The organism is Mycobacterium sp. (genome assembly GCF_044370595.1).
Taxonomy (GTDB): Bacteria; Actinomycetota; Actinomycetes; order Mycobacteriales; family Mycobacteriaceae; genus Mycobacterium.
The window spans coordinates 15,717-41,553 of record NZ_JBILVF010000002.1; the positions used below are offsets into that span (position 1 = coordinate 15,717).

The following is a 25,837-nucleotide window of genomic DNA, read 5'->3' on the forward strand; positions in this document are numbered from 1 at the left end:
GAGTCGGCCCTAAAACCCCAATCGACCCAGTTGCTTGGGGTCCTGCTGCCAGTTCTTGGCCACCTTGACCCGAAGCTCGAGGTAAACCTTGGTGCCCAGCAGCCGTTCGATCTGACGCCGGGCGTTGCTGCCGACCTCTTTGAGCCGCGCACCGCCACGGCCGATCACGATGCCCTTTTGGCTGTCGCGTTCGACATAGAGGATCGCGTGCACGTCGATGAGATCATCGCGGCCCTCGCGCGCAGCCACCTCGTCGATCACCACGGCCAGCGAATGTGGCAGCTCATCACGAACCCCCTCCAGAGCGGCCTCCCGGATCAGCTCGGCCATCAGAACCTCCTCAGGCTCATCGGTGAGCTCGCCTTCCGGGTAGTACGCCGGGCCCGGTGAGAGGTGATCGACCAGTACCCCGATCAGCAGGTCGATCTGCTCGCCGGTGGTGGCCGACACCGGCACGATCGCGGCGGCGGTCTCGCCGACGAGGTCGGCGACCGCCAGCAGTTGGGCGGCCACCGCATCCTTGACCACCTTGTCGATCTTGGTGACGACGACCACCAGCGGGGTCTTCGGGGCCACGGAGCGGATCTGCTCGTAGATCCAGCGGTCGCCCGGGCCAATCGGCTCATCGGCCGGAATGCACAATCCGATCACGTCGACGTCGGAGTAGGTGTCACGCACCAGGTCGTTGAGCCGCTTGCCCAGCAGGGTGCGGGGACGGTGCAGACCGGGTGTGTCGACCAACACGATCTGGAACTGCGGGCGGTGCACGATCCCGCGGATGGTGTGCCGGGTGGTCTGCGGCCGGTTGGAGGTGATCGCGACCTTGCTGCCCACCAGGGCGTTGGTCAGCGTCGACTTACCGGTATTGGGCCGACCGACCAGGCATACAAAGCCGGACCGGAAGCCCTCATCCACCGACGGACCCGTCGCCAGCCCGGTTCGGCCCGTCGTCCGTCTCATCGTCGGCGGTGTCGCGCCGAACCAGGATCGTTCCGATGCGCAGCCGGCCCCGCGGGTCACGTTCCCCCTCGGCCCGAAGCCGCAATCCGTGCGTGACGACCTCGGCACCGGGAAGCGGGACCCGGCCCAGTTTCAGTGCCAGCAGCCCACCGACGGTGTCGATGTCGAGATCCTCGTCGAACTCCACCTCGTAGAGCTCCCCCACATCCTCGATCGGCAATCGTGCGGAGACCCGGAACGTGTTGTCCCCCAGGTCTTCCACCGGAGCCACCTCGTGGGTGTCGTACTCGTCGGCGATTTCACCGACGATCTCCTCAAGCACATCCTCGATGGTCACCAGGCCGGCGGTCGCACCGTACTCGTCGACCAGCAGAGCGATGTGGACGCGGTCACGCTGCATCTCCTTGAGCAGGTCGTCGAGGGGTTTGGAGTCCGGGATGAACACCGCCGGCCGCATGACCTCCGCCACGGTGATGTCGCGTGCGGCACTGGCCGAGTAGTACGTCCGGCGCACCAGATCCTTGAGGTACACCACGCCGAGGACGTCGTCGACGTTCTCCCCGATGACCGGGATCCGGGAGTAGCCACTGCGTACCGCCAGCGACGTCGCCTGGGCGGCGCTCTTGCCGCTCTCGATCCACACCATTTCGGTGCGCGGAACCATCACCTCGCGCGCCGGGGTGTCGCCGAGTTCGAACACCGACTGGATCATCTTGCGTTCCTCGTCGGCCACCACCCCGCGCTGCTGGGCCAGGTCCACCACCTCGCGCACCTCAATCTCGGAGGCGAATGGGCCGTTGCGGAAACCCCGCCCCGGGGTCAGGGCATTGCCCAGCAGAACGAGCAACCGGCTGATCGGAGCCAGCAGAACCGAGATCGCCTGCAGCGGAAGCGCTGACGCCAGTGCGATGGAGTACGCGTGTTGGCGGCCGAGGGTGCGCGGCCCCACCCCGACTGCGACGAAACTGGCGACCGTCATGATCGCAGCGGAGCCGACCAGCGCCCAGCGCAAACCGAAACGATCGTTGAGATAGGCCACGATCAGCACGCACGCGGTGGCCTCACAGGCAATCCTAAGCAGCACAACAAGATTGATGTACCGAGGCCGTTCAGTGATCACCCGGCCCAACCGGACCGCACCGGGGCGCTCATCGCGGATGAGTTCCTCGACGCGGGCGGTGGACACCGTGGAGATGGCGGCGTCGATGGCCGAGAAGAGTCCACCGAGCAAGATCAGGGAGATCGCGCCCGCCAGCGGTAGTAATCCGGTCAATGTTCCCAGCCGGTCAACGGTCGAAATGCCGGGTCTTGTCCAGCAGTCGCCGATCACGTTCGGCCTGCCTGTCCTGGTGATACGCGTCGACCTGATCGGCCACCCACTCCTCGAGGAGTCGGCGCTGCAGTGCGAACATCTCCTTCTCCTCGTCCGGTTCGGCGTGATCGTAGCCCAGCAGATGCAGCACACCGTGCACTGTGAGCAGAGCCAGTTCCTGACCCAGGCTGTGACCCGCCGCGACGGCCTGCTCGGCCGCGAACTGCGGACACAGCACGATATCGCCCAGCATCGACGGACCGGGCTCCGGAGCGTCCGGACGGCCGCCGGGCTCGAGTTCGTCCATCGGGAAACTCATCACGTCGGTCGGACCGGGCAGGTCCATCCACCGCATGTGCAGATCGGCCATCGCAGCTAGATCCAGCAGCACCATGGACAGTTCGGCGGCCGGGTTGACGTTCATCTTGCGGATGACGAAGCGCGCGACGCTGATCAACTCTTCTTCGGATACGTCGATACCCGATTCGTTGGAGACCTCAATCATGGGTGATTCCTACTGCCGCCGCCGCTGCGCCCGGTTGAGCCCGTGCTGTTCAGTGGCTCTGGCGTAGGCGTCGACGATGTCGGACACCAGCCGATGGCGCACCACGTCGACACTGGTGAGCTCGGCGAAGTGGATATCGTCAATCCCGTCAAGGATGTCCATGGCCGCGCGCAGGCCGGAACGCGCGCCGCCAGGTAGGTCGACTTGCGTGATGTCGCCCGTAACAACAATTTTCGATCCGAACCCCAGCCGGGTCAGGAACATCTTCATCTGTTCGGCGGTGGTGTTCTGCGCCTCGTCGAGGATGATGAAGGAGTCGTTCAACGTGCGGCCGCGCATGTATGCCAACGGCGCCACCTCGATTACCCCGGCGCTCATCAGCTTCGGGATCGCCTCGGCATCCATCATGTCGTGCAAAGCGTCGTACAACGGCCGCAGGTAGGGATCGATTTTCTCGCTCAGCGTGCCGGGCAGAAAGCCAAGGCGCTCACCGGCTTCCACGGCGGGCCGGGTCAGGATGATCCGGGTCACCTGCTTGCTCTGCAGCGCCTGAACGGCTTTCGCCATCGCCAGGTAGGTCTTGCCGGTGCCGGCTGGCCCGATACCGAACACCACGGTGTTGGCGTCAATGGCATCGACATAGCGCTTCTGGTTGAGCGTCTTGGGCCGAATGGTCTTGCCACGCCGGGACAGAATGTCCAGTGTCAGCACTTCGGCCGGTGAGGTGTTCTCCTCTCCGGCCACCATCGCCACGCTGCGCCGGACCGTGTCGGCCGACAGTGCCTGGCCACCGGCCACGATCGCGATGAGTTCGGAGATCACCCGTTCGGCCAGGGCGACGTCGGCCGAGGACCCGGACAGGTTGACGGTGTTGCCGCGGACATGCACCTCGGCAGAGAGGTTCGCCTCCAGCGCACGCAGGTTCTCGTCGGCGGAGCCCAGTAAGCCCATGACAAGGTCGGGCGGAACAGTCATGCTGCTGCGTATCTTCGCGGCAGTGCTCGTTTCGCGGGGCGTCACGTGCTTTCGGTGCCTCTTTCTCCACTCTCCGACTCTTCCGGTGTGCTGCGATTCTAACGCCGCCCCGGGCGCGAGCAGCGCGAGATTGACCTCACGCAGGCAAAAGGCGGGCCAGCGACCGCAGGGACGCAATCTCGGCGGCCGGCGGGCGGTCAGTCCACCGACCACCGCGCGGTCAGCACACCCAAGGCCCCCAGCGCCACCACGGCCGCCGTGGAGGTGCGCAGCACCGTGGGCCCCAGCCGGACCGGCACGGCACCGGCCGCGGCCAACGCGGCCACCTCGGCGTCGCTGATGCCGCCTTCGGGCCCCACCATCAGCACCAGCGAGTCCGCCTGCGCCACGGACACTTCGGCCAGTGGAAGTCCGGCCGATTCGTGCAACAGCAGCGCCACCGCCGCGGGCCGGCTGCTCAGATAGCCGCACAACTCGGCGGTGGACAGCGGCCCGGTGACTTCCGGTATCCACGCTCGGCGTGATTGCCGCGCCGCAGACCGGACAACCGCACGCCAGCGGCGCAGACCCTTGGCGGCGCGCTCGCCGTCCCAGCGGGCCACGCACCGGTCGGCCTGCCAGGCCACGAAGTCGTCGGCCCCGGCTTCGGTGGCCAGTTCGACGGCCAGCTCGGAACGCTCGGCCTTGGGGATCGCCTGCACCACCGTCACCGTCGGACGGGGCTGCGGTGCTGTTCGGCGGGCCGTGACCCGCGCGGTCAGGCTGTGCTTGTCGGCGTTCTCCACCACGCACTCGGCCAGCGTTCCGGACCCGTCGGAGAGGACGAGGGTCTCCCCGGGCCGGATGCGGCGCACCGTGGCGGCGTGGTGGCCCTCGTCACCGTCGAGAACGGCGGTCGCACCGACGCCCGGGATGGTGTCGGCGTAGAAAAGGGTCGCCGCCATGAGGCCAGCCCGTCAGCGGCCGGTGAAGGTTTCCCGCAGCCGGCTGAACAACCCACCCCCGGACGTCGGTGCCGCCGCGCGGGTGCTCCGCACGCCGGCGCGTTCGGTGCTGCGGCTCCTGAACTCGGTGAGCAACTCCCGCGCCCCGGCGTCGATCTTGGTGGGCACGACCACCTCGATGTGGGCGTGCAGATCGCCGCGGGCTTCGGAGCGCAGTCGCGGCATGCCGTGCCCGCGCAGCGTCGTCACCGACCCGGGCTGGGTTCCGGGCGGGATGGTGATCTCGATGGCGCCGTCCAGAATGTCCTCGACGGTGACGGTGGTGCCCAGTGCCGCGTCGACCATCGGAACATCGATGGTGCAGCGCAGATCCTCACCGTCGCGGATGAAGATGTCGTGCGGTTGCTCATGCACTTCGACGTACAGGTCACCGGCCGGACCTCCGCCGGGCCCGACCTCGCCCTGCGCGGCCAGGCGGACCCGCATCCCGTCGCCGACACCGGGCGGGATCTTGACGCTGATCTCGCGGCGGGCGCGCACGCGGCCGTCCCCGCCGCAGCGGTGGCACGGGTCGGGAATCACATCGCCGACCCCACCGCAGGTCGGGCAGGCGCGGGAGGTCATGACCTGCCCGAGCAGCGACCGCTGGACGGTCTGCACCTCACCCCGGCCGCCGCAGATGTCGCAGGTGACCGGGGTGGAGTTGCCGTGGGTGCCCTTGCCCTGACATAGGTCGCACAGCACCGCGGTGTCGACGGTGACCGCCTTGGTGACTCCGGTGGCGCAGTCATCGAGGGTCAACCGCATCCGCAACAGCGAATCCGATCCCGGCCGGACCCGCCCGATCGGCCCGCGTGAGCCGCCGCCCCCACCGAAGAACGCCTCGAAGACGTCGCCCAATCCGCCGAACCCGGCGAACCCGCCGCCGCCGGCACTGGACAGCGGGTCACCGCCGAGATCGACGATGCGCCGCTTCTCGGGGTCGGACAACACCTCGTAGGCGGCGCTGATCTCCTTGAACCGCTCCCCCTCGTCGGGGTTGATGTCGGGGTGAAGTTCGCGGGCCAGTTTGCGATAGGCGCGCTTGATGTCCGCATCACTGGCGTTCCTGCTCACCCCGAGCAGTCCGTAATAGTCGCGTGCCACGTCTGACCTCTTTCGTCTGCGCTGCTGTCAGCCAGCGCGGCTGCCCAGGACTTCACCGATATACATTGCAACCGCCGCGACGTTGGCCATCGTCCCGGGATAGTCCATCCGGGTGGGCCCCACCACACCCATGCCGCCGAAGACCGTTCCCGCACTGCCGTAGGCGGCGGTCACCACCGAGGTGCCGGCCATCTGTTCAGCCTCGGTCTCGTGGCCGATGCGCACCGTCACCTTGCCGGCCTCCTGCTGGGCGGCAAGCAGCCGAAGAACCACCACCTGCTCTTCGAGCGCCTCGAGCACCGACCGCAGCGACCCGCCGAAGTCGGCGGTATTGCGGGTGAGATTGGCGGTGCCACCCATCAACAGTCGCTCTTCGGTGTGCTCGACGAGGGACTCCAACAGCACCGTCGCGGAGCGGCCGACCGCATCGCCCAGCTTTCCCGCCGAGCTGAGCTGTCTGGCCAGATCGGCGACCGCCACCGACGCGGCGGAGAGCTTCTTGCCCTCCAGCGCCTTGGCGAGCATTTCACGAAGTTGGCCCACCTGATGCTCGTCGATGGTGTCGCCGAGTTCGACGATTCGCTGGTCGACCCGGCCGGAGTCGGTGATCACCACCATCAGCAGCCGCGCCGGGGTCAGGGCGACCACCTCGAGGTGGCGCACCGTGGAGGCGGACAGCGTGGGGTACTGCACCACCGCCACCTGGCGGGTCAGTTGCGCCAGCAGTCGAACCGCCCGCCGCAGCACGTCGTCGAGGTCGACGCCGGATTCCAGGAAGGACAGGATGGCGCGTCGCTCCGGGGACGAGAGCGGCTTGACGTCGTGAATCCGGTTGACGAACTCCCGGTAACCCTTCTCGGTCGGCACCCGGCCGGAACTGGTGTGGGGCTGGGCGATGTAGCCCTCGGCCTCCAACACCGCCATATCGTTACGGACCGTGGCGCTGGAGACTCCGAGGTTGTGCCGCTCCACCAGCGCTTTGGAGCCGATCGGCTCTTTGGTGGTGACGAAGTCGGCGACGATGGCGCGCAGCACCTCGAAGCGGCGGTCATCGGCACTTCCCATCGGCCCACCTCCCAATCCGCTGCCATTTTACGTGTGTTCAGCAGCAGGTTTAGCAGACAAGCCCGCGGAGTGCCACGCCGCGTGAATGGACCGGACCGGGCGCAGGCACCGATCCGGCCATCCAGAGGGCGCTTAGTCCAGAGCCAACAGCGGTGGCAGGTGACCGCGGCCGTAGCCGGGCAGCCAGGCGTTGCTGAACAGTGAGCCCGTGGGGTTGCGCGGCGTGGGCTTGGCGTGCATCGAGGCATGGCCCGGCCTCTGACACATCTTGGCCCCGCCGCTGTCGCGGCACTGAACCGCGCCGGCAGTGGGCGCCGCGATGATGGCCGCCGCGGCGGCAACCGCGGCGACGAAGGGGGCCAGGAAGAGGGACTTCGATCTGCTGGCGCTCGTGTGGACGGTCATGGTCGGCTTCCTTTCGTGTCGGAAGCTCTACGGGCTGAGACGTTTTGGTCCCGCAGGGCCTCATCAATCACGGTAACTACTTACGAATTCAGATTCACGAACTTCATACCGTTGTCACACAATTCGTGGCCGAAACCAATCGACGCCGCGTGAGCCGATCAACGAACGCGCTACGGAAACAACGTGTTCCGGCCGTGAACAGCTCCTCCAAGTGCAGCGCCGAACAGCGCCCCGCCTCATCTCATCCTTTATTGGCAAATCAGTGATCGTGAATTCAAATATGTGTTTGGCATGAAGTTCGTGACTGCCCCGCCGTACCTACCTAGGCTGAGGGCACAGGGCGAGCAAGCCGAAACCAACACAGCGGGTGGGGGTTTCACCGCCCACAGAGAAAGGGACAACAATGGCTACCAAGATTCTCGCCCCGGTCTTCCTGGCGGGGGCCGCCGCGGCAACGATCCTCTTTGCACCGGCCGCCGGCGCCACCACCTCGGCGAGCTGCGACGACAACGGCATCGCCTCGGTGTGCACCCGCAGCGGACACGCCGCGATCGTCGCGACACCGAACGTCGACCGGCAATCGCTCATGTTCGCCCCGGGCGGCAACCCCTTCGGCGCCGGCCCGATGCCGCCGATCTTCGCCTTGGACTAACCACCCCGCCCAGTAGGGCCGCGAGGACGCTCCAGACCGCCGAGCGCCTCGCGGCCCTACTTTTGGTCGAGCCGACGCGGCCGGCCTGGATCATCTGCAAATAGCGAATCACACATCATGAAAAGATATGTCTTTGCTATGAAGGGCGTGACTCCCCCGGGAGCCCTACCTAGGCTGAAAGCACAGGGCGAGCAAGCCGAAACCAACACAGCGGGTGAGGGTTTCACCGCCCACAGAGAAAGGAAACACCATGGCTACCAACACATTGGCTACCAAGATTCTCGCCCCGGTCTTCCTGGCGGGGGCCGCCGCGGCAGCGATCCTCTTTGCACCGGCCGCCGGCGCCACCACCTCGGCGAGCTGCGACGACAACGGCGTCGCTTCGGTGTGCACCCGCAGCGGACACGCAGCGATCGTCGCGACACCGAACGTCGACCGGCAATCGCTGACGTTCGCACCGGGCGGCAACCCCTTCGGCGCCGGCCCGATACCGCCGATCTTTGCCATGGACTAACCATCCCCGCCCAGTAGGGCCGCGAGGACGCTCCAGACCGCCGAGCGCCTCGCGGCCCTACTTTTTGGGTGCCTAGCGTGTGCCTAAACGTCCCGTTCGATCCGAACGCCCTTCCAGAAGGCGACGTGATCGGCGATCTGCTGGGCGCGCGAACTCGGTTTCGGGTAGTACCACGCGGCGTCTGGGTTCACCTCACCTTCCACGGTCACGGTGTAGTAGTGCGCAGTTCCCTTCCACGGGCACACCGTGGTGGTTGTGCTGTCGCTGAGGAATTCCCGCCGCAGGCTATCGGCTGGAAAGTAGTCGTTGCCTTCGAGTTTCACAGTCTCGGCTGCCTCAGCCAGCACTGCATCGTTCCACACCGCTCGGATCACGACTCGACCTTCTTTCTCAATGATGGGCACAGTAACTGATGAATCAGGTGCTGCCGGGGGCGGCGGGCAGCAGCACCGTGAATTCGGTGTGACCCGGCACCGAGTCAACGACCACGGTGCCCCCGTGCGCATCGACGATCGATGCGACGATCGCCAAACCGAGTCCACTGGAACCCAATTCCCGGGATCGCGCCTTATCGGCACGCACAAACCTGCCGAACAGGTTCGGCATGATCGCCGCCGGGATCCCGGGCCCGTCATCGGCGACGGTCAGCCTAACCGTATCGGGTCCCGCCACAGACACCCCCACCGTGACGGTTACGCCTTCCGGGGTGTGGATCCGGGCGTTGGCCAGCAGATTGGCCAGCAGTTGCTGCAGCCGCACCCGGTCACCGCGGACCCATATCGCACGGTTGGGCAGATCGGTGACGAAGTCGTGACCGGGTGCGGTGACGATGGCGTCGTTGACGGCGTCGGCGGCCAGATCGCACAGGTCCAGATCCTCAAGCTGCAGATCCTGACCCTCATCGAGGCGGGATAGCAGCAGCAGATCGGACACCAGTGTGGACATCCGCCGAGATTCGGCCTCGATACGTTCCAGTGCGTACTCGGTCATCGGCGGCAGCATCTCGCTCTCCTGCCGGGTCAGTTCGGCGTACCCCAGGATGGACGCCAGCGGGGTGCGCAACTCATGGCTGGCGTCGGTCAGGAACTGCTTCATCCGCCGGTCGGAATCGGCCATCCCGGTCAGAGCCGCGTCGACGTTGTCCAGCATCCGATTGAGGGTGGTGCCGAGAACGCCCACCTCGGTCTCCCGGTCGGTATCCATCTCGGCCACCCGCGCGGTGATGCGGTACTCATCGGCGTCCAACGGCAGCGTCGCCACCTGACCGGCGATGGCGGCGACGCGGCGCAACGGCCGCAGGGCATGCTGGACAACCATGACCGTGCCGGCCGCGGTCCCCACCAGCGCTATCAGCACCAAACCCGCCACGATCAGGGTGTTGTGGGTGAGTGTGCGGTGTGCAGCCTCCAGGGACACCGCCGAGACCAGACGCTCACCGTTGCCGATGTCGCGACTTCCCACCCGGTATGGCCCGAGGTCGCCGAGTCTGACGGTCACCGCATCGCCGGTTTTCCAGTCGAGGGACTGCACGACCTGCAGGGCCTGCGCCGGCGCCGGGACCGGTTCGCCGTCGCTGAACTTCGCGCCGAACACCGGCGAACCGTTGCTGAGCAGGACGATGATGGTGCCCGGTGCTTGGCCGGGAAAGGTCAGCTCACCGCGCCGGGCCTTGGAGTAGGAGTACTTGAAGGCCGACAGGGAGTTTTCCACCTGGGCGTCGGAGAGGGTGTCGACCTCGTTGCGCAGGCTCAGGATGGCGACCGCTCCGGTTCCCATCAGCGCGGCGCTGACGATCGCGGAGACACCGATGACTAGTTGCCGGCGCAGCGAACGCCGCCGCAACCAGTCGATGATCACTGCGATGGTCGCAGCATGTACCCGACTCCGCGCACCGTGTGAATCATGGGCTCCCTGTCGGTGTCGATCTTGCGCCGCAGGTAGGAAATATAGAGGTCGACGACGCTGGACTTGCCGCCGAACCCATAGTTCCAGACCCGGTCGAGGATCTCGGCACGGTTTATGGCCCGCTTCGGGTTGCGCATGAGGTAGCGCAGAAGCTCGAATTCGGTGACGGTCAGGGAGATCGACTCACCGCCGCGGGTGACCTCCCGGCTGGCGCCGTCGAGAACGAGGTCGCCAACGGTGAGTACCTCGTCCTCGGGCGCTTCCATGGCTTTGGACCGGCGCAGCAGACCCCGTAGCCGGGCGACCAGTTCCTCGAGGCTGAAGGGCTTGGTCAGGTAGTCATCGGCGCCGGCCGTCAGACCGGTGACGCGATCGAGGACCGAGTCACGGGCGGTCAGCATCAGGGTCGGGGTGTAGGCCTCGGTCTCCCGAATCGTCTTGAGGATCTGCAGGCCGTCGGTGTCGGGCAGCATGATGTCGAGCACCAGCAGGTCAGGGGCGAACTCGGCGAACTTGGCGAACGCCTCTTGGCCGTCCCGGGCCACTTCGATCTGCCAGCCCTCATAGTGCAGGGCCATCTTCAACAGGTTGGTCAGCGCCGGCTCATCGTCGACCAGCAGCACGCGAATCGGGGATCCGTCGGCACGGGTGATCCGCGGAAGCTGGCCCAGAATCGCCGGGCGCTGGCGCTGAGTTCTTGGAGTCACCATGGTAGTCATAGTGCAATTGTGTGCGTCGTGCTTGGGTCTGTCATGGATCCCATATGGGTTTCATATCTTCTTCATTTTTACTTCGCAGCGCCTTTTTCATAAGCCTAAGTCTGAGCAGCCTTGGGAGCTGCCCTCCGTAATCATTACGTCACATTTACGAGATGAAAGTACTGAATATGGATTCTCTATGCGTCTGCCTTCGATCCTTGGCGAGCTCATAGGGGATACCTACCCTCGATCACATGGCCCCGCTCGCAACGGTTTTCGGCTCAGCAAGTGCCGAGGCACCGTCCCCCAAAGACCTAGCCCGAACCGTGCTGCGCTACGACGTACCCGCCTCGCTGGTGGTCTTCCTCGTAGCGCTGCCGTTGTCGCTGGGTATCGCAATCGCCTCGGGCGCACCGGCGTTGGCCGGCCTGATCGCCGCGATCGTCGGCGGCTTGGTCGCCGGCGCCCTCGGCGGCTCACCCCTGCAGGTGAGCGGACCGGCCGCCGGTCTTACCGTCATCGTGGCGGGGTTGATCGCTGAGTTCGGCTGGAAAGTCACCTGTGCGATCACCGTCTGCGCCGGCGTACTGCAGGTTCTGTTCGGCCTGAGCAAGGTGGGACGAGCAGCACTGGCCATCTCGCCAATGGTGGTGCACGCCATGCTAGCCGGTATCGGCATCACCATCGCCCTGCAGCAAATCCATGTTCTGCTCGGCGGGGAGGCGCACAGTTCGGCCTGGCACAACGTCATCGACCTGCCGATGGATCTGGCCGAAGCCGATCTCGCCGGGATGGCTCTGGGCTTTCTGGTGATCGCCATCCTGGTGGCCTGGCGGTGGGTTCCGGCAGCACTGCGCAAGGTCCCCGGCCCGCTGGTAGCCATCGTCGTCGCCAGCGTCGCGGCCCTGGCACTGGCCCCGAATGTGCCCAAGATCGCCCTGGACGGCTCGCTTCTGGATGCAATTGCGCTACCCGGCCTGCCGGATGGGAACTGGGGCGCATTCGCTGCTGGCGTGCTCACCGTCGCCCTCATCGCCAGTGTGGAGAGTCTGCTGACCGCGGTCGCCGTCGACCGCATGCACACCGGTGTCCGCAGCAATCTGGACCGGGAACTGGTGGGCCAGGGCGCGGCGAACATGGTGTCCGGTTCGATCGGCGGGCTGCCGATCACCGGGGTCATCGTGCGCAGCTCGGCCAACGTGGCCGCGGGCGCCAAGACGCGCGCCTCGAGCATTCTGCACGGTCTGTGGGTGCTGGTGTTCGCCCTGCCGTTCGCCTGGCTCGCCGAGAAGATCCCGATGGCCGCGTTGGCCGGCCTGTTGGTGGTGATCGGCGTCCAACTGGTCAAGATCACCCACATCGCGACCGCCTGGCGCAACGGTGACATAGCGGTGTACCTGGTGACCGTCGTCGGCGTCGTGTTCCTGAATCTACTCAACGGGGTGCTGCTGGGCCTCGCCATGGCGATCCTCATGACGGTGTGGCGCCTGGCAAATGCCCGAGTCGCAGCCGAGCCTGACCCCGACGGCGACTGGCGGGTCGATCTGGAGGGGTCATGCACCTTTCTGTCGCTGCCGCGCCTGCACCGGGCTCTGGCGTCGGTCCCGAGCGGCAGCCGGGTACGAATGCGGATGGCGGTCAACTTCACCGACCATGCCGCCCGTGAGTTCATTGAGGCCTGGAAGCGTCAGCACGAGGCCTCCGGCGGCACGGTGTTCGTGGAGCAGCCGGGGGGCCAGAACACCCTGCCGCAGCGGTCATCATCCAGCACCGACCAGCCCAGCACCCTGTTCATCACGTGTACCGACCCGAAGATCTTCCCCAACGCCATCATGGGCAGCGACCCCGGTGGGCTCTACATCGTTCGGAACGTCGGAAACCTTGTTCCGGCAGGGCAATTCGATCCCTCGATCGAAGCCGCAATTGCCTACGCCGTGACCGAACTCAAGGTGTCGCAGATTGTGGTGTGCGGCCACTCCTGCTGCAGCGCTATGCGGACCGTGCTCAACGCCGACGAGCGGCCGGTCAGCGACCGCACCCTCAAGTCCTGGCTCGCTCACACCGAGACCACCCGGGCCGCATACCGAAACGGAAACCATCCGCTGGCTCGCTGTGCGGCCCGGCACGGCCTGGACGCCGCCGATCAGCTCAGCGTCGTCAACGTGGCGGTACAGGCCAAGATCATTGCCCGGCATCCGCTGGTCCGCGACTTGCATCAGCAGGGCCGGCTGGAGGTGTCGGGCCTGTTCTACGACATGGCCGAGGACCGGACCGTCACAGTCGCACCTAATTACGAACGCCACCTCGCGAATTTGACATATGACTTCTCTATGAGAGACGTGACCGGCGAACCAGTCGCACCTACGCTTAAGACATAGAGCGATCCACCGAAAACGCCACCGCCGGTGGTGATTTCACCGCCCTGAAAGAAAGGAACTCGACATGACCAAGAAGCTCGGTCTCACGATCATCGCCCCGGTGCTCCTGGCAGGCGCTGCGGCAGCGATTGTCTCCGCACCCGTGGCCGGCGCCACCAACTCTCCGGACTGCTCGGATCGGGGCACCTCCGCGGTGTGCACCCGCACCGGTCACGCCTCGATCTACGCCGAACCCAGAAACGATCTGCACACGTTCTCGATCGCCCCGGGCCAATCACCGCTGCTCGCCATCGACTAACCCTCGACTAACCCTCGACTAACCCTCGACTAACCCTCCGCGCTAGGGCCGCGAGACGCTTCAGACCGCCAGGCGTCTCGCGGCCCTGACTTTTGCGGCAAGTCGGTTGCGGCCGGTCAGTCGTCGATCAGGTCACGGACAACCCCGTCAGCCATCAAGCGGCCGCGGTCGGTCAGGACCAACCGGCCGCCGACCGCAGCGAGCAGACCCTCGGCGACGGCCCGGCGGGCGCGCAGTTGTTCAGTACCGCTGAGCGTCGTGACGGGCAGTCCGCGGCGCAGTCGGATTCCCAGCAGCACGTCCTCGATATGACGTTCGCGCGGTCCGATCCGCTCAAAACCGGCCGCCGCGGACTGCCCGCTGGTCAGCGTCTCGGCATAGGCGCTGGGGTGCTTGATGTTCCACCACCGCACATCGCCGATAAAACCGTGCGCTCCTGGTCCGGCGCCCCACCACTGCCCGCCCGACCAGTAACCCTCGTTGTGGCGACAGTGGCCGCCGGGCCGACTCCAGTTCGACACTTCGTACCACCCGAACCCGGCCGCGCTCAGTTGCCGGTCGATGAGCTGATAGCGGGCGGCCAGGACGTCATCGTCGGGAGCTGGGATCTCACCGCGGCGTACTCGCCGCGCCAGGGCGGTGCCGTCCTCGACGACGAGGGCGTACGCCGAGACGTGGTCGACCCCGGTGGCCAGCGCGGCGTCGAGCGAGGCGAGCAGATCATCGTCGGACTCCCCGGGCGTGCCGTAGATGAGATCGAGGTTGACGTGCTCGAAGCCGGCCGCCAACGCTTCGCGGGCCGCAGCACCGGCCCGCCCCGGTGAATGAGTCCGGTCCAGGACGGCCAGCACCCGCGCCGATGCCGATTGCATGCCCAGCGATACCCGGGTGTATCCGGCCGCGCGGACAGCGGCGAAGAACTCCGGCGAGGTCGATTCGGGGTTGGCCTCGGTGGTGACCTCTGCGTCGGGCGAGAACGAGAAGTTGGCCCGCACGGCAGCCAGCACGTCGGCGAGTCGCTGCACGCCCAGCAGCGAGGGTGTGCCACCGCCGACGAACACCGTGTCGACGGGAACCTCGCCGACCGCGGCGGCGGCCATCGCCAGTTCGATCTGCAGCGCCGCCAGCCACCCGTCCGGGGTGCTGCCGCCCAGCTCACCTGCGGTGTAGGTGTTGAAGTCGCAGTACCCGCAGCGAGTCGCGCAGAACGGTACGTGCACATAGATCCCGAAGGTGCGACCCGGGGTCACGGCGAGTTCTGGAAGCACACCCCCGAGTGTTCCAGAGCACTCCGAGGTGATTAGGGCAACCTGACCAGCCCGTGACACAATGTCGGCATGTCCGCCACCGCTTCTACCCTGCGCAAAGTCGCGCTGGTGGCGCGGCGGCATGTCGACTTCATGCGAGTCTGCAGCTGTTGTTGTCCGGCTTGATGCCGTAGACCCGTCCCCCTGCTCGTCAGCCGGCCGTCGGATCTGCGCCGCCGGACCCCCACGGTGGACGCTTCCCTCGATCTCCGGCTCCGTATCCCAGGAGCACCAATGACCCAGGCCAAGCCCCGCAATGAGGGACAGTGGGCACTCGGCGACAATGAGCCGCTGAACCCCAATGAGGTGTTCAAGAAGGAAGACCCTGCGCTCAATGTGCGGACCCGCATCGAGGAGATCTACTCCAAGCAGGGGTTCGACAGCATCGACAAGACCGATCTGCGCGGCCGGATGCGCTGGTGGGGCCTGTATACCCAGCGCAAAGAGGGCTACGACGGCACCTTCACCGGTGAAGAGAACGTCGAGCTGATCGAGGCGCCGTACTTCATGCTGCGGGTCCGCACCGACGGCGGCGCGCTGACCGCCGCGTCGCTGCGGATGCTCGGCCAGATCTCGACCGAGTTCGCCCGCGACACCGCCGACATCTCCGACCGGCAGAACGTCCAGTACCACTGGATCCGGATCGAGGACATGCCGGAGATCTGGCGGCGGCTAGAGAGTGTCGGCCTGCAGACCGCCGAGGCATGCGGCGACTGCCCCCGGGTGGTGTTGGGCTCACCACTGGCCGGCGAGTCACTCGACGAGGTCATCGACGCCACCCCGGCGATCGACGAAATCGTCCGCCGCTACATCGGCAAGCCCGAATACGCCAACCTGCCAAGGAAATTCAAGACCGCGATCAGCGGCCTGCAGGACGTCGTGCACGAGATCAACGACGTGGCCTTCGTCGGGGTGAACCACCCCGAACATGGGCCCGGCCTGGATCTGTGGGTGGGCGGGGGCCTGTCCACCAACCCGATGCTGGCCCAGCGCCTGGGCGCATGGGTACCCCTGGACGAGGTGCCCGACGTGTGGGAAGCCGTTGTGAGCCTATTCCGGGACTATGGCTACCGCAGGCTGCGGTCCAAAGCCCGGCTGAAGTTCCTCGTCAAGGACTGGGGGCCGGTCAAGTTCCGCGAGGTCCTGGAAAAGGAGTACCTCACGCGGCCCCTCATCGACGGCCCTGCCCCGGATCCGGTCGTCCGCCCCATCGACCATGTCGGTGTGCAAAAGCTGCGCAACGGACTCAACGCGGTCGGGGTGGCTGCGATCGCGGGCCGCGTCTCGGGCACGATCCTCACCGCGGTCGCCGACCTGGCTGAAAGAGTGGGCTCCGACCGGATCCGGTTCACCCCGCACCAGAAGCTGATCGTCCTCGACGTTCCCGACGACCGGGTCGACGAACTCATCGCCGGACTGGCGGCACTCGGTCTGTCGGCAACTCCATCCCAGTGGCGACGGAATCTGATGGCCTGCAGCGGGATCGAATTCTGCAAACTGTCCTTCGCCGAAACGCGCGTCCGGGCCCAGTCGCTGGTACCGGACCTGGAGAAGCGACTGGCCGACCTCAACGCCCAACTCGACGTACCGGTCACCGTCCATCTCAACGGTTGCCCGAACTCGTGCGCGCGGATCCAGGTGGCCGATATCGGCTTCAAGGGTCAGATGGTCGACGACGGTGACGGTCCGGTCGAAGGTTTTCAGGTCCACCTCGGCGGCAGCCTGGGCCTGGACAGCAACTTCGGGCGCAAACTCCGCCAGCACAAGGTCCTCAGCGCCGAACTCGGTGACTACATCGAGCGGGTGGTGCGCAACTTCATCGCCCAGCGCGAACCCGGTGAACGGTTCGCCCAGTGGGCGGTGCGCGCCGACGAGGAAGCCCTGCGATGAGCCGGGCGGCGAGCGCTCGAGGCGATCAGATGACTGACGATCAGTTGCGCGAGTTGGCCGCTCGCGGTGCCGCCGAGTTGGACGGTGCCGGCGCTGAGGAACTGCTGGCGTGGACCGACCGGCACTTCGGCGCGAACTACGTGGTGGCCTCGAACATGCAGGACGGGGTCCTGGTGGACCTGGCCGCCAGAGTGCGCCCAGGGGTCGACGTGCTGTTCCTGGACACCGGCTATCACTTCGCCGAAACCCTCGGCACCCGCGACGCCGTGCAAACCGTCCACGACATCACGGTGGTGAACGTGACGCCGGAACACACTGTGGCCCAACAGGACCACCTGCTCGGCAAGGATCTGTTCGCCCGCGATCCGGAACAGTGCTGCCGGCTGCGCAAAGTCGTCCCGCTGCGCCGGGCGCTGAGCAACTACGCAGCCTGGGTGACCGGGATCCGCCGGGTGGAGTCCCCCACCCGGGCAGGGGCCCCGCTGATCAGCTTCGACGAGGCTTTCAAGCTGGTGAAGGTCAATCCGCTGGCCGCCTGGACTGACGAGGATATGCAGACCTACATCGAGACTCACGGGATCTTGGTCAATCCCCTTGTGGACGAGGGCTATCCGTCGATCGGGTGCGCTCCATGCACCGCCAGACCGGCGCAGGGCGCAGACCCGCGCAGTGGACGCTGGCAAGGTCTGACCAAAACCGAGTGCGGGTTGCACGCATCGTGAGTCAGGCACCGTCGCTTCTTCTCACCGCACACGGCAGCGCCGACCCGCGCTCCTCGGCCACCACGCACGCCGTGGCCGAGGAGATCCGGCGGCTTCGGCCGCAGTTGGATGTCCGGGTGGCGTTCTGCGAGAAAAGCGAGCCGAACCTGCTTGACGTCCTCGCCGGCCTGGGCGGCAGACCGGCGGTGGTGACGCCTCTGCTGTTGGCCAGCGCCTACCATGCGCGGGTCGACATTCCGGCGATGATCGCCGAGTCCGGCGCCCATGTGGTGCAGGCCGACACCCTCGGTGAAGATCCGCGGTTGGTCGGCGTACTGGCTGAACGACTTGCTCAGCGCGGGGTCGAGTCGCACCACAGCGGCACCGGCGTGCTGGTGGTGGCGGTCGGGTCGTCGCACAGCGCCGCAAACGCCCGGACCGCCACCCTGGCCGGCGCACTGGCCGAAGGCACCCGGTGGACCGGTGTCGAGGTCGTCTATGCGACCGGACCGCAACCTTCGGTAGCCGACGGCATCAAGGCTCTCCGCCAGGCCGGTGCCGGCCGGATCGTCGCGGCGCCGTGGTTCATCGCTCCGGGACTGATCACCGACCGGGTTACCGCGATCGCGGAAACGGCCGGTGTCGAGATGGCCGACCCGCTCGGCGCCCACCACCTGGTTGCCGAGACTGTGCTGGATCGCTTCGACCACGCTGTCGCGCAGCGGTTGGCCGCCTAGGACGCCGGGGCTGGGTCAGCCCGGAGTTCCGTCGGCACCGTCGGCACCGTCAGCGCCGTCGGCACCGTCAGCACCGTCGGTGCCACCCTGACCGCCGAGCCCACCTTTGCCACCCTGTCCGCCCGCACCACCCTGTCCGCCGGCACCACCCTTGCCGCCGGCACCACCCTGTCCACCGGCACCACCCTTGCCGCCGTTACCGCCATTCCCATCGGTCACGCCGTCCTCCTTCTCATCGGTCGGCTTCTCGCCAGTCGGAGTCACCGCACTCTTCGTCGGGGCCGAGCCGTCGCCGCCGGGAGTCCCCCCGGTGGTCACACTGCACCCGGCCGCCGAACACACGACCGCGACGACCCCAGCAAGGGCTGCCATCCGTACCCGTCTGAACATCGTCAGCCTCCTTGGGTCTGAGCCTGCAGGGCGCCGGCTATCGGCGGGATGCGGGTGGCCCGCACGTACACGGTGTCACCGTCTTTCAGCGCGAGGGCCTCAGCGTCGCCACGGGTGATCTGGGCGATGAAGGGGGCGCCGGTGGTTGAACTGGTCAACTCGACCCGCACCTCAAAGCCAAGGTACACCACCCGGTCGATGGTAGCCCGGATGACCCCGGTGCTCTCAGCCGTCCCGTCGCCGGCGGCGATCGCCATCTCCGGAGTACGGCCGACCCGAATGTCGTGCGGACGCACCAAGATTCCATTCAGCGCGGACACCGTACCGAGGAAGGACATCACGAACGGGTTGACCGGACTGTCGTAGACCTCGGTGGGAGTGCCGACCTGCTCAACCCGACCCATGTTGAGCACCGCGATCCGATCGGCCACATCGAGGGCCTCGGACTGGTCGTGGGTGACCAGAACGGTGGTGACGTGCACCTCGTCGTGCAACCGGCGCAGCCAGGCCCGCAAATCCTCCCGGACCTTGGCGTCCAGCGCGCCGAAAGGTTCGTCGAGCAGCAGCACCTCGGGATCCACTGCCAACGCGCGGGCCAGCGCCATCCGCTGGCGCTGACCGCCGGAGAGTTGATTGGGGTAGCGGTTCTGAAAACCGGCCAGGCCGACCACCTCGAGCAGATTGTCGACCTTGGCGTCGATCTCGGCCTTGCGCAGCTTGCGGATCTTCAATCCGAACGCCACGTTGTCGCGGACGCTGAGGTGTTTGAACGCTGCGTAGTGCTGGAATACGAAGCCGATTCCGCGCCGTTGCGGCGGGACGGCGGTGACGTCCCGGCCGTTGATGACCACGGTGCCGGTGTCCGGTCGGTCCAACCCGGCGATCGCTCGCAGCAGGGTGGACTTCCCCGAACCGCTGGGACCCAGCAGAGCGGTCAGCGAACCGGCGGGAACCACGAAGTCCACGTTGTCCAGGGCGGTGAAGTCGCCGTAGCGCTTGTTGGCGCCGCTCACGACGATCGCGTTCTCGGGGGCAGTCGGATTGGTCACGTGCGACTCCTTCGCGCATCCAGCACCACCTGGACCACCAGAATGAGCACCGCCACCATCATCAGCAGCGTAGAGAGAGCGTAGGCACCGTATTCGACGCCCCTGTTGTAGCGGTCGTTCACCAGCAGTGTCAGGGTCTGGGACTTGCCCGGCAGATTGGATGACACCAAAAGAACCGCCCCGAACTCGCCGAGCGTGCGAGCAACGGTCAACACGATCCCGTAGGTCAGGCCCCAGCGAATGGACGGCAAGGTGATCCGCCAGAACGTCTGCCACCACGTCGATCCCAGGGTGGCGGCGGCCTCCTCCTGCTCGGTGCCCAATTCGTGCAGAACCGGTTCCACTTCACGGATGACGAACGGAACCGTGACGAAGATGCTCGCCAGAATGATGCCGGGCAGGCCGAAGATGATCTTGAATCCCAGATCGTTCTCCACGAAGCCGAAGAGACCGGCGCTGCCCCACAGTAGGATCAGGGCGACACCGATCACCACCGGGGACACCGCGAACGGCAGGTCGATGATCGCCTGCAGCGCGGGTTTTCCGCGAAACCGTTTGCGGGCCAGCAGCAAAGCAGTCGGCACGCCGAAGATGACGTTGAGCGGAACCACGATCGCCACCACCAGCAGCGACAGGTTCAACGCCGAGATCGCCGCCGGAGTGCTGATCGAGGCAACGAAGGCCCCGAAGCCGGGCGCGAAGGTCCGCCACAGGATCAAACCCACCGGCACCGCGACCAGCACGGCGATGTACGTCAGCGCCAGGTAGCGGGCGACCAGGCGCGCCGTCGGCGAGAGGATCACGGCGCCAACTCCTCGCGTTTGGCCGCACGTGAACCGATCCAGCGGAGCACGAACAACACTACGAAGGAAACCAGCAGCAGCACAATGGAAATCGCCGCCGCGCCGGTGCGATCGTCGTTTTCGATCAAGGTCCGGATCCACTGCGAGGACACTTCGGTCTCACCGGGTACGGCGCCGCCGATGAGGACCACCGACCCGAATTCGCCGATCGCCCGGGAAAATGCCAGCCCGGCACCGGTCAGCAGGGCCGGCAGCAGGGCCGGCAGGATCACCCGACGGAAGATCACCGGGTTGGTGGCGCCCAGCGACGCGGCGGCCTCCTCGGTCTCCCGGTCGAGTTCCAGCAGGACGGGTTGGACGGTGCGCACCACGAACGGCAGCGTGACGAACAGCAGTGCCACCCCGATTCCCCAGATGGTGTGCTGCAGGTGCAGTCGCACCGGACTGCTGGGCCCGTAGAGAGCGAGCATGACCAGGCTGGCCACGATGGTGGGCAGCGCGAAAGGAAGGTCGATCAGGGTGTCGACCAACCTCTTGCCGGGGAAGTCGTCGCGGGTCAGCACCCAGGCGACCAGCAGACCGAACACCGTGTTGACCAGCGTGACGCCGACGGAGACGGTCAGCGTGACGCGGAACGACTCCAGCGCGGCACTCGAGGTGACCGCGGCCACGAACGCCGCCCACCCGCCTTTGCCGGATTGCCAGACTATTGCCGCCAGTGGCAACAGGACGATGAGGCTCAGCCACACCGATGCCGCTCCGGCCAGTGCAGGGGTGGAACCGCCCCGCGGACCCGAGACCGCCGCCCGGGCGCTGAGCACTGCGGTCATCCGGTGGCCTTCTTGTAGATGGTGCTCAGCGACCCGGTGTCCTTGTCGAACAGGGCGGCATCCACCGCACCCCACCCGCCGAGGTCGGCGATGGTCCACAGTTTCTGAACGGGCGGGAACTCCTCGGTGAAGTCTGCGGCCACCGCCGGATCGACCGGGCGGAAACCGGCCTGCGCCCAAATCTTTTGGCCCTCGGGGGTGAACAGGAAGTTCTTCAGCGCGGTCGCCTTCTGAAGATGCGTACTGGTGGTGACGACGGCCACCGGGTTCTCGATCTTGAAGGTTTGAGGTGGGTTGACGTACTCAACGTCTTTGCCCTGCCTGATGACGTGGATTGCCTCGTTCTCATAGCTGATCAGCACGTCACCGGTGCCCTGCAGGAACACGTCGGTGGCTTCCCGGCCGGAACTGGGACGGGTCTTGACATGGTCGGCGACGAGCTTGCCGACGAAGTCCAGGCCGGCTTGTTGCTCCTTCCCGCCGTTGCTTTTTGCGGCGTAAGGCGCCAACAGATTCCACTTGGCCGAACCGGAACTCAATGGGCTGGGGGTGACCACTTCGATGCCGGGGCGCAGCAGGTCGTCCCAGTCCTTGATGTTCTTGGGGTTCCCCTTCCGCACCACCAGGGAGACCACCGATCCGAACGGGATGCCCTTGGTGACATCGGCATTCCACTCCGGGGTGACCTTGCCGGCCTTCACCAGACGGGTGACGTCGGGCTCGACCGAAAAGTTCACGATGTCGGCGGGCTTGCCGTCCACCACGGAGCGGGACTGGTCCCCGGAGGCGCCGTAGGACGTCGTCACGTCAATCCCTTTGCCCTCCGGCGTCGCGGCGAACGCGGGAATGATCTTGCTCCAGCCAGGCTCGGGGACGGCGTAGGCGACCAGTGTCAGGGTGGTGTCGGCGTCGGAGTTTCCGCCACCGACGACATCGCTGCTCCCGCCACCTGCGCAGCCGGCCAGCACGGTGACGGTGGCGGCGAGTGCGGCGGCGGTGCGCAGGTGGCGAAGCGGTCCTGCGGACATCAGCGGGCCTTTCTCGTTGCAGGGGCTTTGGTGCACGCCCGCAGACGAGAGGTTGGCATCGGTGATGCCGCGATCTCCACCAGCTCCGGACGGGCAGGGAAATCAGCGACAACAGCTGATGACGGCGACGGCGACAGCATCGACAGCACTGCCGAATCCGTAAGCCGAACGCATGTCCGCAGCCTAACACCCGTCCGCCCCCGCGCTGCGCTCAGCGGTTGATCAGCCAGACCAGCACCACCAGGAGCAGCAGAGCGACCAGCGCCAGGGTGACCCGGGATCGGGGCATGCCGCTCATCCTTGGCCGTCCCCGCGCAGCCGGCGGACCACTCGGATACCGCCGCCGAGCAAAGCGTCGGTCACGACCGCGATAGCGAAGGCCAGCATCAGTACGACCGGCATCACGATCAGGGTCTGCCAGACGAAGCCCAGCCCGGACAGCCACAGTTCGAAGCCATCCCACCAGCTGAGGATTCGGTCCACCTCCCAACCCTAACCGCCGGTGCCTTGTTCATCGGATCGGTGGACGCGCAGACGGCACGGCCGCCATGATTGCGGGATGGTGCTGCACGCCCAACCCGCAGGTGAGGAACCCGCAGTTGCCACTGGGCTCAACCTCACCAAACCGGTGCCGGATGTCCCCAACGGTCCGCGCCGCAGCCAGTTCCCGCCGATCGCCGACTACGCGTTCCTGTCCGACTGCGAGAACACCTGCCTGATCTCCGCCGCCGGATCGGTGGAGTGGATGTGCGTCCCACGCCCGGATTCGCCGAGTGTGTTCGGATCCATTCTCGACCGGGGGGCCGGTCACTTCCGGCTGGGGCCGTACGGGGTGACGGTGCCGGCGGCCCGCCGTTACCTGCCCGGCAGCCTGATCATGGAAACCACCTGGCAGACCCCTACCGGGTGGATCATCGTGCGGGACACCCTGGTGATGGGTCCCTGGCACGACATCGACGCCCGGTCGCGCACCCATCGCCGCACCCCGATGGATTGGGACGCCGAGCACATTCTGTTGCGTACGGTGCGCTGCGTCAGTGGGACTGTCGAATTGGTGATGAACTGTGAGCCGGCGTTCGACTACGGCCGCGGTACCGCGGTGTGGGAGTACTCGGCCAACGCCTACGGTGAGGCGATCGCCCGGTCCCGCACCGACCCCGACGCCCACCCGACGATGCGACTGACCACCAATCTGCGGATCGGCCTAGAGGGCCGGGAAGCACGCGCCCGGACCCGACTCAAGGAGGGGGACAACGTCTTCGTGGCGCTGTCCTGGTCCACGCATCCTTCACCGCAGACCTATGAGGACGCCGCCGAGAAGATGTGGCAGACCGCCGAGGCCTGGCGGCAGTGGATCAACATCGGCGATTTCCCGGATCACCCCTGGCGGTCCTATCTGCAGCGCAGCGCGTTGACCCTCAAGGGGCTCACCTATTCGCCCACCGGCGCGCTGTTGGCCGCCAGCACCACCTCGCTGCCGGAAACGCCTCAGGGGGAACGCAACTGGGACTACCGCTACGCCTGGGTGCGGGATTCCACCTTCGCGCTGTGGGGCCTCTACACGTTGGGGCTGGACCGCGAGGCCGACGACTTCTTCTCCTTCATCGCCGACGTGTCCGGCGCCAACAACGGCGAACGGCAGCCCCTGCAGGTGATGTACGCCGTCGGCGGCGAGCGTGAACTGGTCGAGGAGGAACTCGACCACTTATCCGGTTACGACGGCGCCCGCCCGGTGCGCATCGGCAACGGCGCCTACAACCAACGCCAACATGATATTTGGGGCACCATGCTCGATTCGGTGTACCTGCACTGCAAATCGCGGGAGAACATCTCCGATCAGCTGTGGCCGGTGCTCAAGGAGCAGGTCGAGGAAGCCATCAAGCACTGGCGCGAACCGGACCGCGGCATTTGGGAGGTTCGGGGCGAGCCGCAGCACTTCACCTCGTCGAAGGTGATGTGCTGGGTTGCGCTGGACCGCGGGGCACGACTCGCCGCGCTGCAGGGTTCGAAGAGTTACGCCCAGCAGTGGCGGGCGATCGCCGACGAGATCAAGGCCGACATTCTGGCCAACGGGGTCGATGCGCGCGGGGTGCTGACCCAACGCTACGGCGACAGCGCCTTGGACGCCTCCCTGCTGCTGGTGCCGCTGGTGCGGTTCCTGCCGCCGGACGACCCCCGGGTCCGGGCCACTGTGCTGGCCATCGCCGATGAACTCACCGATGACGGCCTGGTGTTGCGCTACCGGGTCGAGGAAACCGACGACGGCCTCTCCGGGGCGGAGGGCAGTTTCACCATCTGCTCGTTCTGGCTGGTGTCGGCACTGGTGGAGATCGGCGAAGTGGGCCGCGCCCGGCACCTCTGCGAGCGGCTGCTCTCGTTTGCCAGCCCGCTGCATCTCTACGCCGAGGAGATCGAGCCCAGTACCGGCCGTCACCTGGGGAACTTCCCGCAGGCATTCACCCACCTGGCACTGATCAACGCCGTGGTCCACGTGATCCGTGCCGAGGAGCAGGCCGACGGGACCGGGGTATTCCAACCGGCCAACGCCCCGTCCTGACCAATTCTGATCGAGCCCGAACGACCCCTGGTCGGCGCTGACCGATTCAGCTGGTGCCGGCGATGTTGTCCCGGATCAGCCGCACCAGTTCGGCCGCGCGGCCGGTTACGACCCGCCGGGACGGCTCGGCGTCGGTGACCGCGACATCGACGTCGATGATGTACTCCCCGGCCAGGCCGATGGCGTGTTCAACCGGGAAGGCCGCCTGGCGGTCGGTCTCCCCGTTGAGGACCGTCGCTGACACGATGTCGTCGGCCTGCCGCACATCGGTGATCATCCATTCCAGCGCGGAGTTGGGGGTCACCTGCACACTGACCAGGGTGTCCGCGCAGGACCGCCACTGCTCGGCGAATATCTCGAACATCCGCGCGGCCTCATCTTCTGAACCGAACCGCACCACACCGGTGTGAGCGCTGGACACCGTCAGCCCCTCGCCGTAGCGGGAGAAATCCTGCAGACCGACCGAGCGGACGTCGCCACGCTCGTAGACGACCCGCATCAATGGTGTCGCCGCCCCCAGACACTCCAGCTCAGACACCTCGTCGCCGTCCCGGATACCGTTGGGCAGCAGTGCGATCCCGCCGACCATCGGTGGACTTGTCGGATCGAGCGGATTGCCCACCGCCTGGGCTACCTGGGTTGCGCTGGGCAGCACATCCTGCAGACCGATGGCGTGCTTGCGCACCGCACCGCCGTCGACGGTCGCCACGCAACCCGCCGAGACCCCGACACAGAACGCGGCGGCCAACATCCGCGGGAACAGGGCCGCACAACCCACGGAGATAGCC

Annotated in this window: 27 protein-coding genes; 8 read left to right on the forward strand and 19 right to left on the reverse strand. The window is 66.5% G+C overall.

What is annotated here, in order from left to right:
* Positions 1-9: 9 nt before the first annotated feature.
* The 8 genes from era to ADBZ5N_RS00620 all read right to left on the reverse strand — a co-directional run bounded on the left by era (position 10) and on the right by ADBZ5N_RS00620 (position 7,312).
* On the reverse strand, positions 10-915 hold the full coding sequence (gene era / locus ADBZ5N_RS00585) for a GTPase Era (protein ID WP_526255539.1): 906 nt from the start codon (positions 913-915) through the stop codon (positions 10-12).
* Positions 908-2,233 carry a CNNM domain-containing protein gene (locus ADBZ5N_RS00590; RefSeq protein ID WP_526255540.1) on the reverse strand — a complete coding sequence of 442 codons (1,326 nt, stop codon included), beginning with the start codon at positions 2,231-2,233 and terminating at the stop codon, positions 908-910. Before ADBZ5N_RS00590 ends, era begins: the two co-directional genes overlap by 8 nt.
* Before the next feature lie 13 nt (positions 2,234-2,246).
* Positions 2,247-2,777, reverse strand: coding sequence for an rRNA maturation RNase YbeY (ybeY, locus tag ADBZ5N_RS00595; protein WP_526255541.1), 531 nt, complete (start codon positions 2,775-2,777; stop codon positions 2,247-2,249).
* A gap of 9 nt (positions 2,778-2,786) precedes the next feature.
* Complete coding sequence (locus ADBZ5N_RS00600) at positions 2,787-3,797, reverse strand: PhoH family protein (RefSeq protein ID WP_526255542.1); 1,011 nt, start codon at positions 3,795-3,797, stop codon at positions 2,787-2,789.
* Between the two features lie 152 nt (positions 3,798-3,949).
* Complete coding sequence (locus ADBZ5N_RS00605; RefSeq protein ID WP_526255543.1) at positions 3,950-4,696, reverse strand: 16S rRNA (uracil(1498)-N(3))-methyltransferase; 747 nt, start codon at positions 4,694-4,696, stop codon at positions 3,950-3,952.
* Between the two features lie 12 nt (positions 4,697-4,708).
* Positions 4,709-5,842, reverse strand: coding sequence for a molecular chaperone DnaJ (gene dnaJ, locus ADBZ5N_RS00610; protein ID WP_526255544.1), 1,134 nt, complete (start codon positions 5,840-5,842; stop codon positions 4,709-4,711).
* Between the two features lie 27 nt (positions 5,843-5,869).
* A complete protein-coding gene (hrcA, locus tag ADBZ5N_RS00615; protein ID WP_526255545.1) occupies positions 5,870-6,907 on the reverse strand; it encodes a heat-inducible transcriptional repressor HrcA in 1,038 nt (345 codons plus the stop codon).
* A 132-nt stretch (positions 6,908-7,039) separates the two neighbouring features.
* Positions 7,040-7,312, reverse strand: coding sequence for a hypothetical protein (locus tag ADBZ5N_RS00620; RefSeq protein WP_526255546.1), 273 nt, complete (start codon positions 7,310-7,312; stop codon positions 7,040-7,042).
* Positions 7,313-7,715: 403 nt separating this feature from the next.
* Here ADBZ5N_RS00620 and ADBZ5N_RS00625 point away from each other — a divergent pair, with 403 nt between their 5' ends.
* A complete protein-coding gene (locus ADBZ5N_RS00625) occupies positions 7,716-7,964 on the forward strand; it encodes a hypothetical protein (RefSeq protein WP_526255547.1) in 249 nt (82 codons plus the stop codon).
* Between the two features lie 250 nt (positions 7,965-8,214).
* Entirely contained in the window at positions 8,215-8,478 is a 264-nt protein-coding gene (locus tag ADBZ5N_RS00630; protein WP_526255548.1) for a hypothetical protein, read from the forward strand.
* Positions 8,479-8,561: 83 nt separating this feature from the next.
* Here ADBZ5N_RS00630 and ADBZ5N_RS00635 read toward each other — a convergent pair whose 3' ends face one another.
* The 3 genes from ADBZ5N_RS00635 to ADBZ5N_RS00645 form a co-directional block, all read right to left on the reverse strand.
* Complete coding sequence (locus tag ADBZ5N_RS00635) at positions 8,562-8,852, reverse strand: DUF427 domain-containing protein (RefSeq protein WP_526255549.1); 291 nt, start codon at positions 8,850-8,852, stop codon at positions 8,562-8,564.
* Positions 8,853-8,895: 43 nt separating this feature from the next.
* A complete protein-coding gene (locus tag ADBZ5N_RS00640; protein ID WP_526255585.1) occupies positions 8,896-10,254 on the reverse strand; it encodes a sensor histidine kinase in 1,359 nt (452 codons plus the stop codon).
* Between the two features lie 77 nt (positions 10,255-10,331).
* The gene (locus ADBZ5N_RS00645) at positions 10,332-11,102 is read right to left on the reverse strand and encodes a response regulator transcription factor (RefSeq protein ID WP_526255550.1); all 771 of its coding nucleotides are present in this window, start codon (positions 11,100-11,102) and stop codon (positions 10,332-10,334) included.
* A gap of 233 nt (positions 11,103-11,335) precedes the next feature.
* Here ADBZ5N_RS00645 and ADBZ5N_RS00650 point away from each other — a divergent pair, with 233 nt between their 5' ends.
* Together ADBZ5N_RS00650 and ADBZ5N_RS00655 are read left to right on the forward strand one after the other, a co-directional pair.
* Complete coding sequence (locus ADBZ5N_RS00650) at positions 11,336-13,459, forward strand: SulP family inorganic anion transporter (protein WP_526255551.1); 2,124 nt, start codon at positions 11,336-11,338, stop codon at positions 13,457-13,459.
* Between the two features lie 64 nt (positions 13,460-13,523).
* Positions 13,524-13,757 (forward strand): hypothetical protein, encoded by a 234-nt coding sequence (locus ADBZ5N_RS00655; RefSeq protein ID WP_526255552.1) that lies wholly within the window; start codon positions 13,524-13,526, stop codon positions 13,755-13,757.
* Positions 13,758-13,873: 116 nt separating this feature from the next.
* Here ADBZ5N_RS00655 and hemW read toward each other — a convergent pair whose 3' ends face one another.
* A complete protein-coding gene (gene hemW / locus ADBZ5N_RS00660) occupies positions 13,874-15,025 on the reverse strand; it encodes a radical SAM family heme chaperone HemW (RefSeq protein ID WP_526255553.1) in 1,152 nt (383 codons plus the stop codon).
* A 273-nt stretch (positions 15,026-15,298) separates the two neighbouring features.
* Between hemW and ADBZ5N_RS00665 the strand changes: the two genes are divergently transcribed.
* The 3 genes from ADBZ5N_RS00665 to ADBZ5N_RS00675 are packed head-to-tail and all read left to right on the forward strand — an operon-like array spanning position 15,299 to position 18,392.
* Positions 15,299-16,954, forward strand: coding sequence for a nitrite/sulfite reductase (locus ADBZ5N_RS00665; protein WP_526255554.1), 1,656 nt, complete (start codon positions 15,299-15,301; stop codon positions 16,952-16,954).
* Positions 16,955-16,983: 29 nt separating this feature from the next.
* On the forward strand, positions 16,984-17,676 hold the full coding sequence (locus tag ADBZ5N_RS00670; protein ID WP_526255555.1) for a phosphoadenylyl-sulfate reductase: 693 nt from the start codon (positions 16,984-16,986) through the stop codon (positions 17,674-17,676).
* Positions 17,673-18,392 carry a sirohydrochlorin chelatase gene (locus tag ADBZ5N_RS00675; RefSeq protein WP_526255556.1) on the forward strand — a complete coding sequence of 240 codons (720 nt, stop codon included), beginning with the start codon at positions 17,673-17,675 and terminating at the stop codon, positions 18,390-18,392. Before ADBZ5N_RS00670 ends, ADBZ5N_RS00675 begins: the two co-directional genes overlap by 4 nt.
* Before the next feature lie 15 nt (positions 18,393-18,407).
* Here the strand turns inward: ADBZ5N_RS00675 and ADBZ5N_RS00680 are convergent, their stop codons facing one another.
* From ADBZ5N_RS00680 to ADBZ5N_RS00705, 6 genes are all read right to left on the reverse strand, one after another.
* Positions 18,408-18,782 (reverse strand): hypothetical protein, encoded by a 375-nt coding sequence (locus tag ADBZ5N_RS00680; protein ID WP_526255557.1) that lies wholly within the window; start codon positions 18,780-18,782, stop codon positions 18,408-18,410.
* A gap of 2 nt (positions 18,783-18,784) precedes the next feature.
* Positions 18,785-19,831: a sulfate/molybdate ABC transporter ATP-binding protein gene (locus tag ADBZ5N_RS00685; protein WP_526255558.1), complete on the reverse strand. Its 1,047-nt coding sequence runs from the start codon at positions 19,829-19,831 to the stop codon at positions 18,785-18,787.
* Positions 19,828-20,634, reverse strand: a complete 807-nt coding sequence (cysW, locus tag ADBZ5N_RS00690; protein WP_526255559.1) for a sulfate ABC transporter permease subunit CysW — start codon at positions 20,632-20,634, stop codon at positions 19,828-19,830. The genes ADBZ5N_RS00685 and cysW overlap by 4 nt, the downstream gene beginning before the upstream one ends.
* Entirely contained in the window at positions 20,631-21,464 is an 834-nt protein-coding gene (cysT, locus tag ADBZ5N_RS00695) for a sulfate ABC transporter permease subunit CysT (RefSeq protein ID WP_526255560.1), read from the reverse strand. The genes cysW and cysT overlap by 4 nt, the downstream gene beginning before the upstream one ends.
* Positions 21,461-22,492 carry a sulfate ABC transporter substrate-binding protein gene (locus ADBZ5N_RS00700; protein WP_526255561.1) on the reverse strand — a complete coding sequence of 344 codons (1,032 nt, stop codon included), beginning with the start codon at positions 22,490-22,492 and terminating at the stop codon, positions 21,461-21,463. The genes cysT and ADBZ5N_RS00700 overlap by 4 nt, the downstream gene beginning before the upstream one ends.
* A 294-nt stretch (positions 22,493-22,786) precedes the next feature.
* Positions 22,787-22,975, reverse strand: a complete 189-nt coding sequence (locus ADBZ5N_RS00705) for a hypothetical protein (RefSeq protein WP_526255562.1) — start codon at positions 22,973-22,975, stop codon at positions 22,787-22,789.
* A gap of 76 nt (positions 22,976-23,051) precedes the next feature.
* Between ADBZ5N_RS00705 and ADBZ5N_RS00710 the strand changes: the two genes are divergently transcribed.
* Positions 23,052-25,049 (forward strand): glycoside hydrolase family 15 protein, encoded by a 1,998-nt coding sequence (locus ADBZ5N_RS00710; RefSeq protein WP_526255563.1) that lies wholly within the window; start codon positions 23,052-23,054, stop codon positions 25,047-25,049.
* A gap of 46 nt (positions 25,050-25,095) precedes the next feature.
* Here the strand turns inward: ADBZ5N_RS00710 and ADBZ5N_RS00715 are convergent, their stop codons facing one another.
* Entirely contained in the window at positions 25,096-25,827 is a 732-nt protein-coding gene (locus ADBZ5N_RS00715; protein ID WP_526255564.1) for a sensor domain-containing protein, read from the reverse strand.
* Positions 25,828-25,837 lie beyond the last annotated feature (10 nt).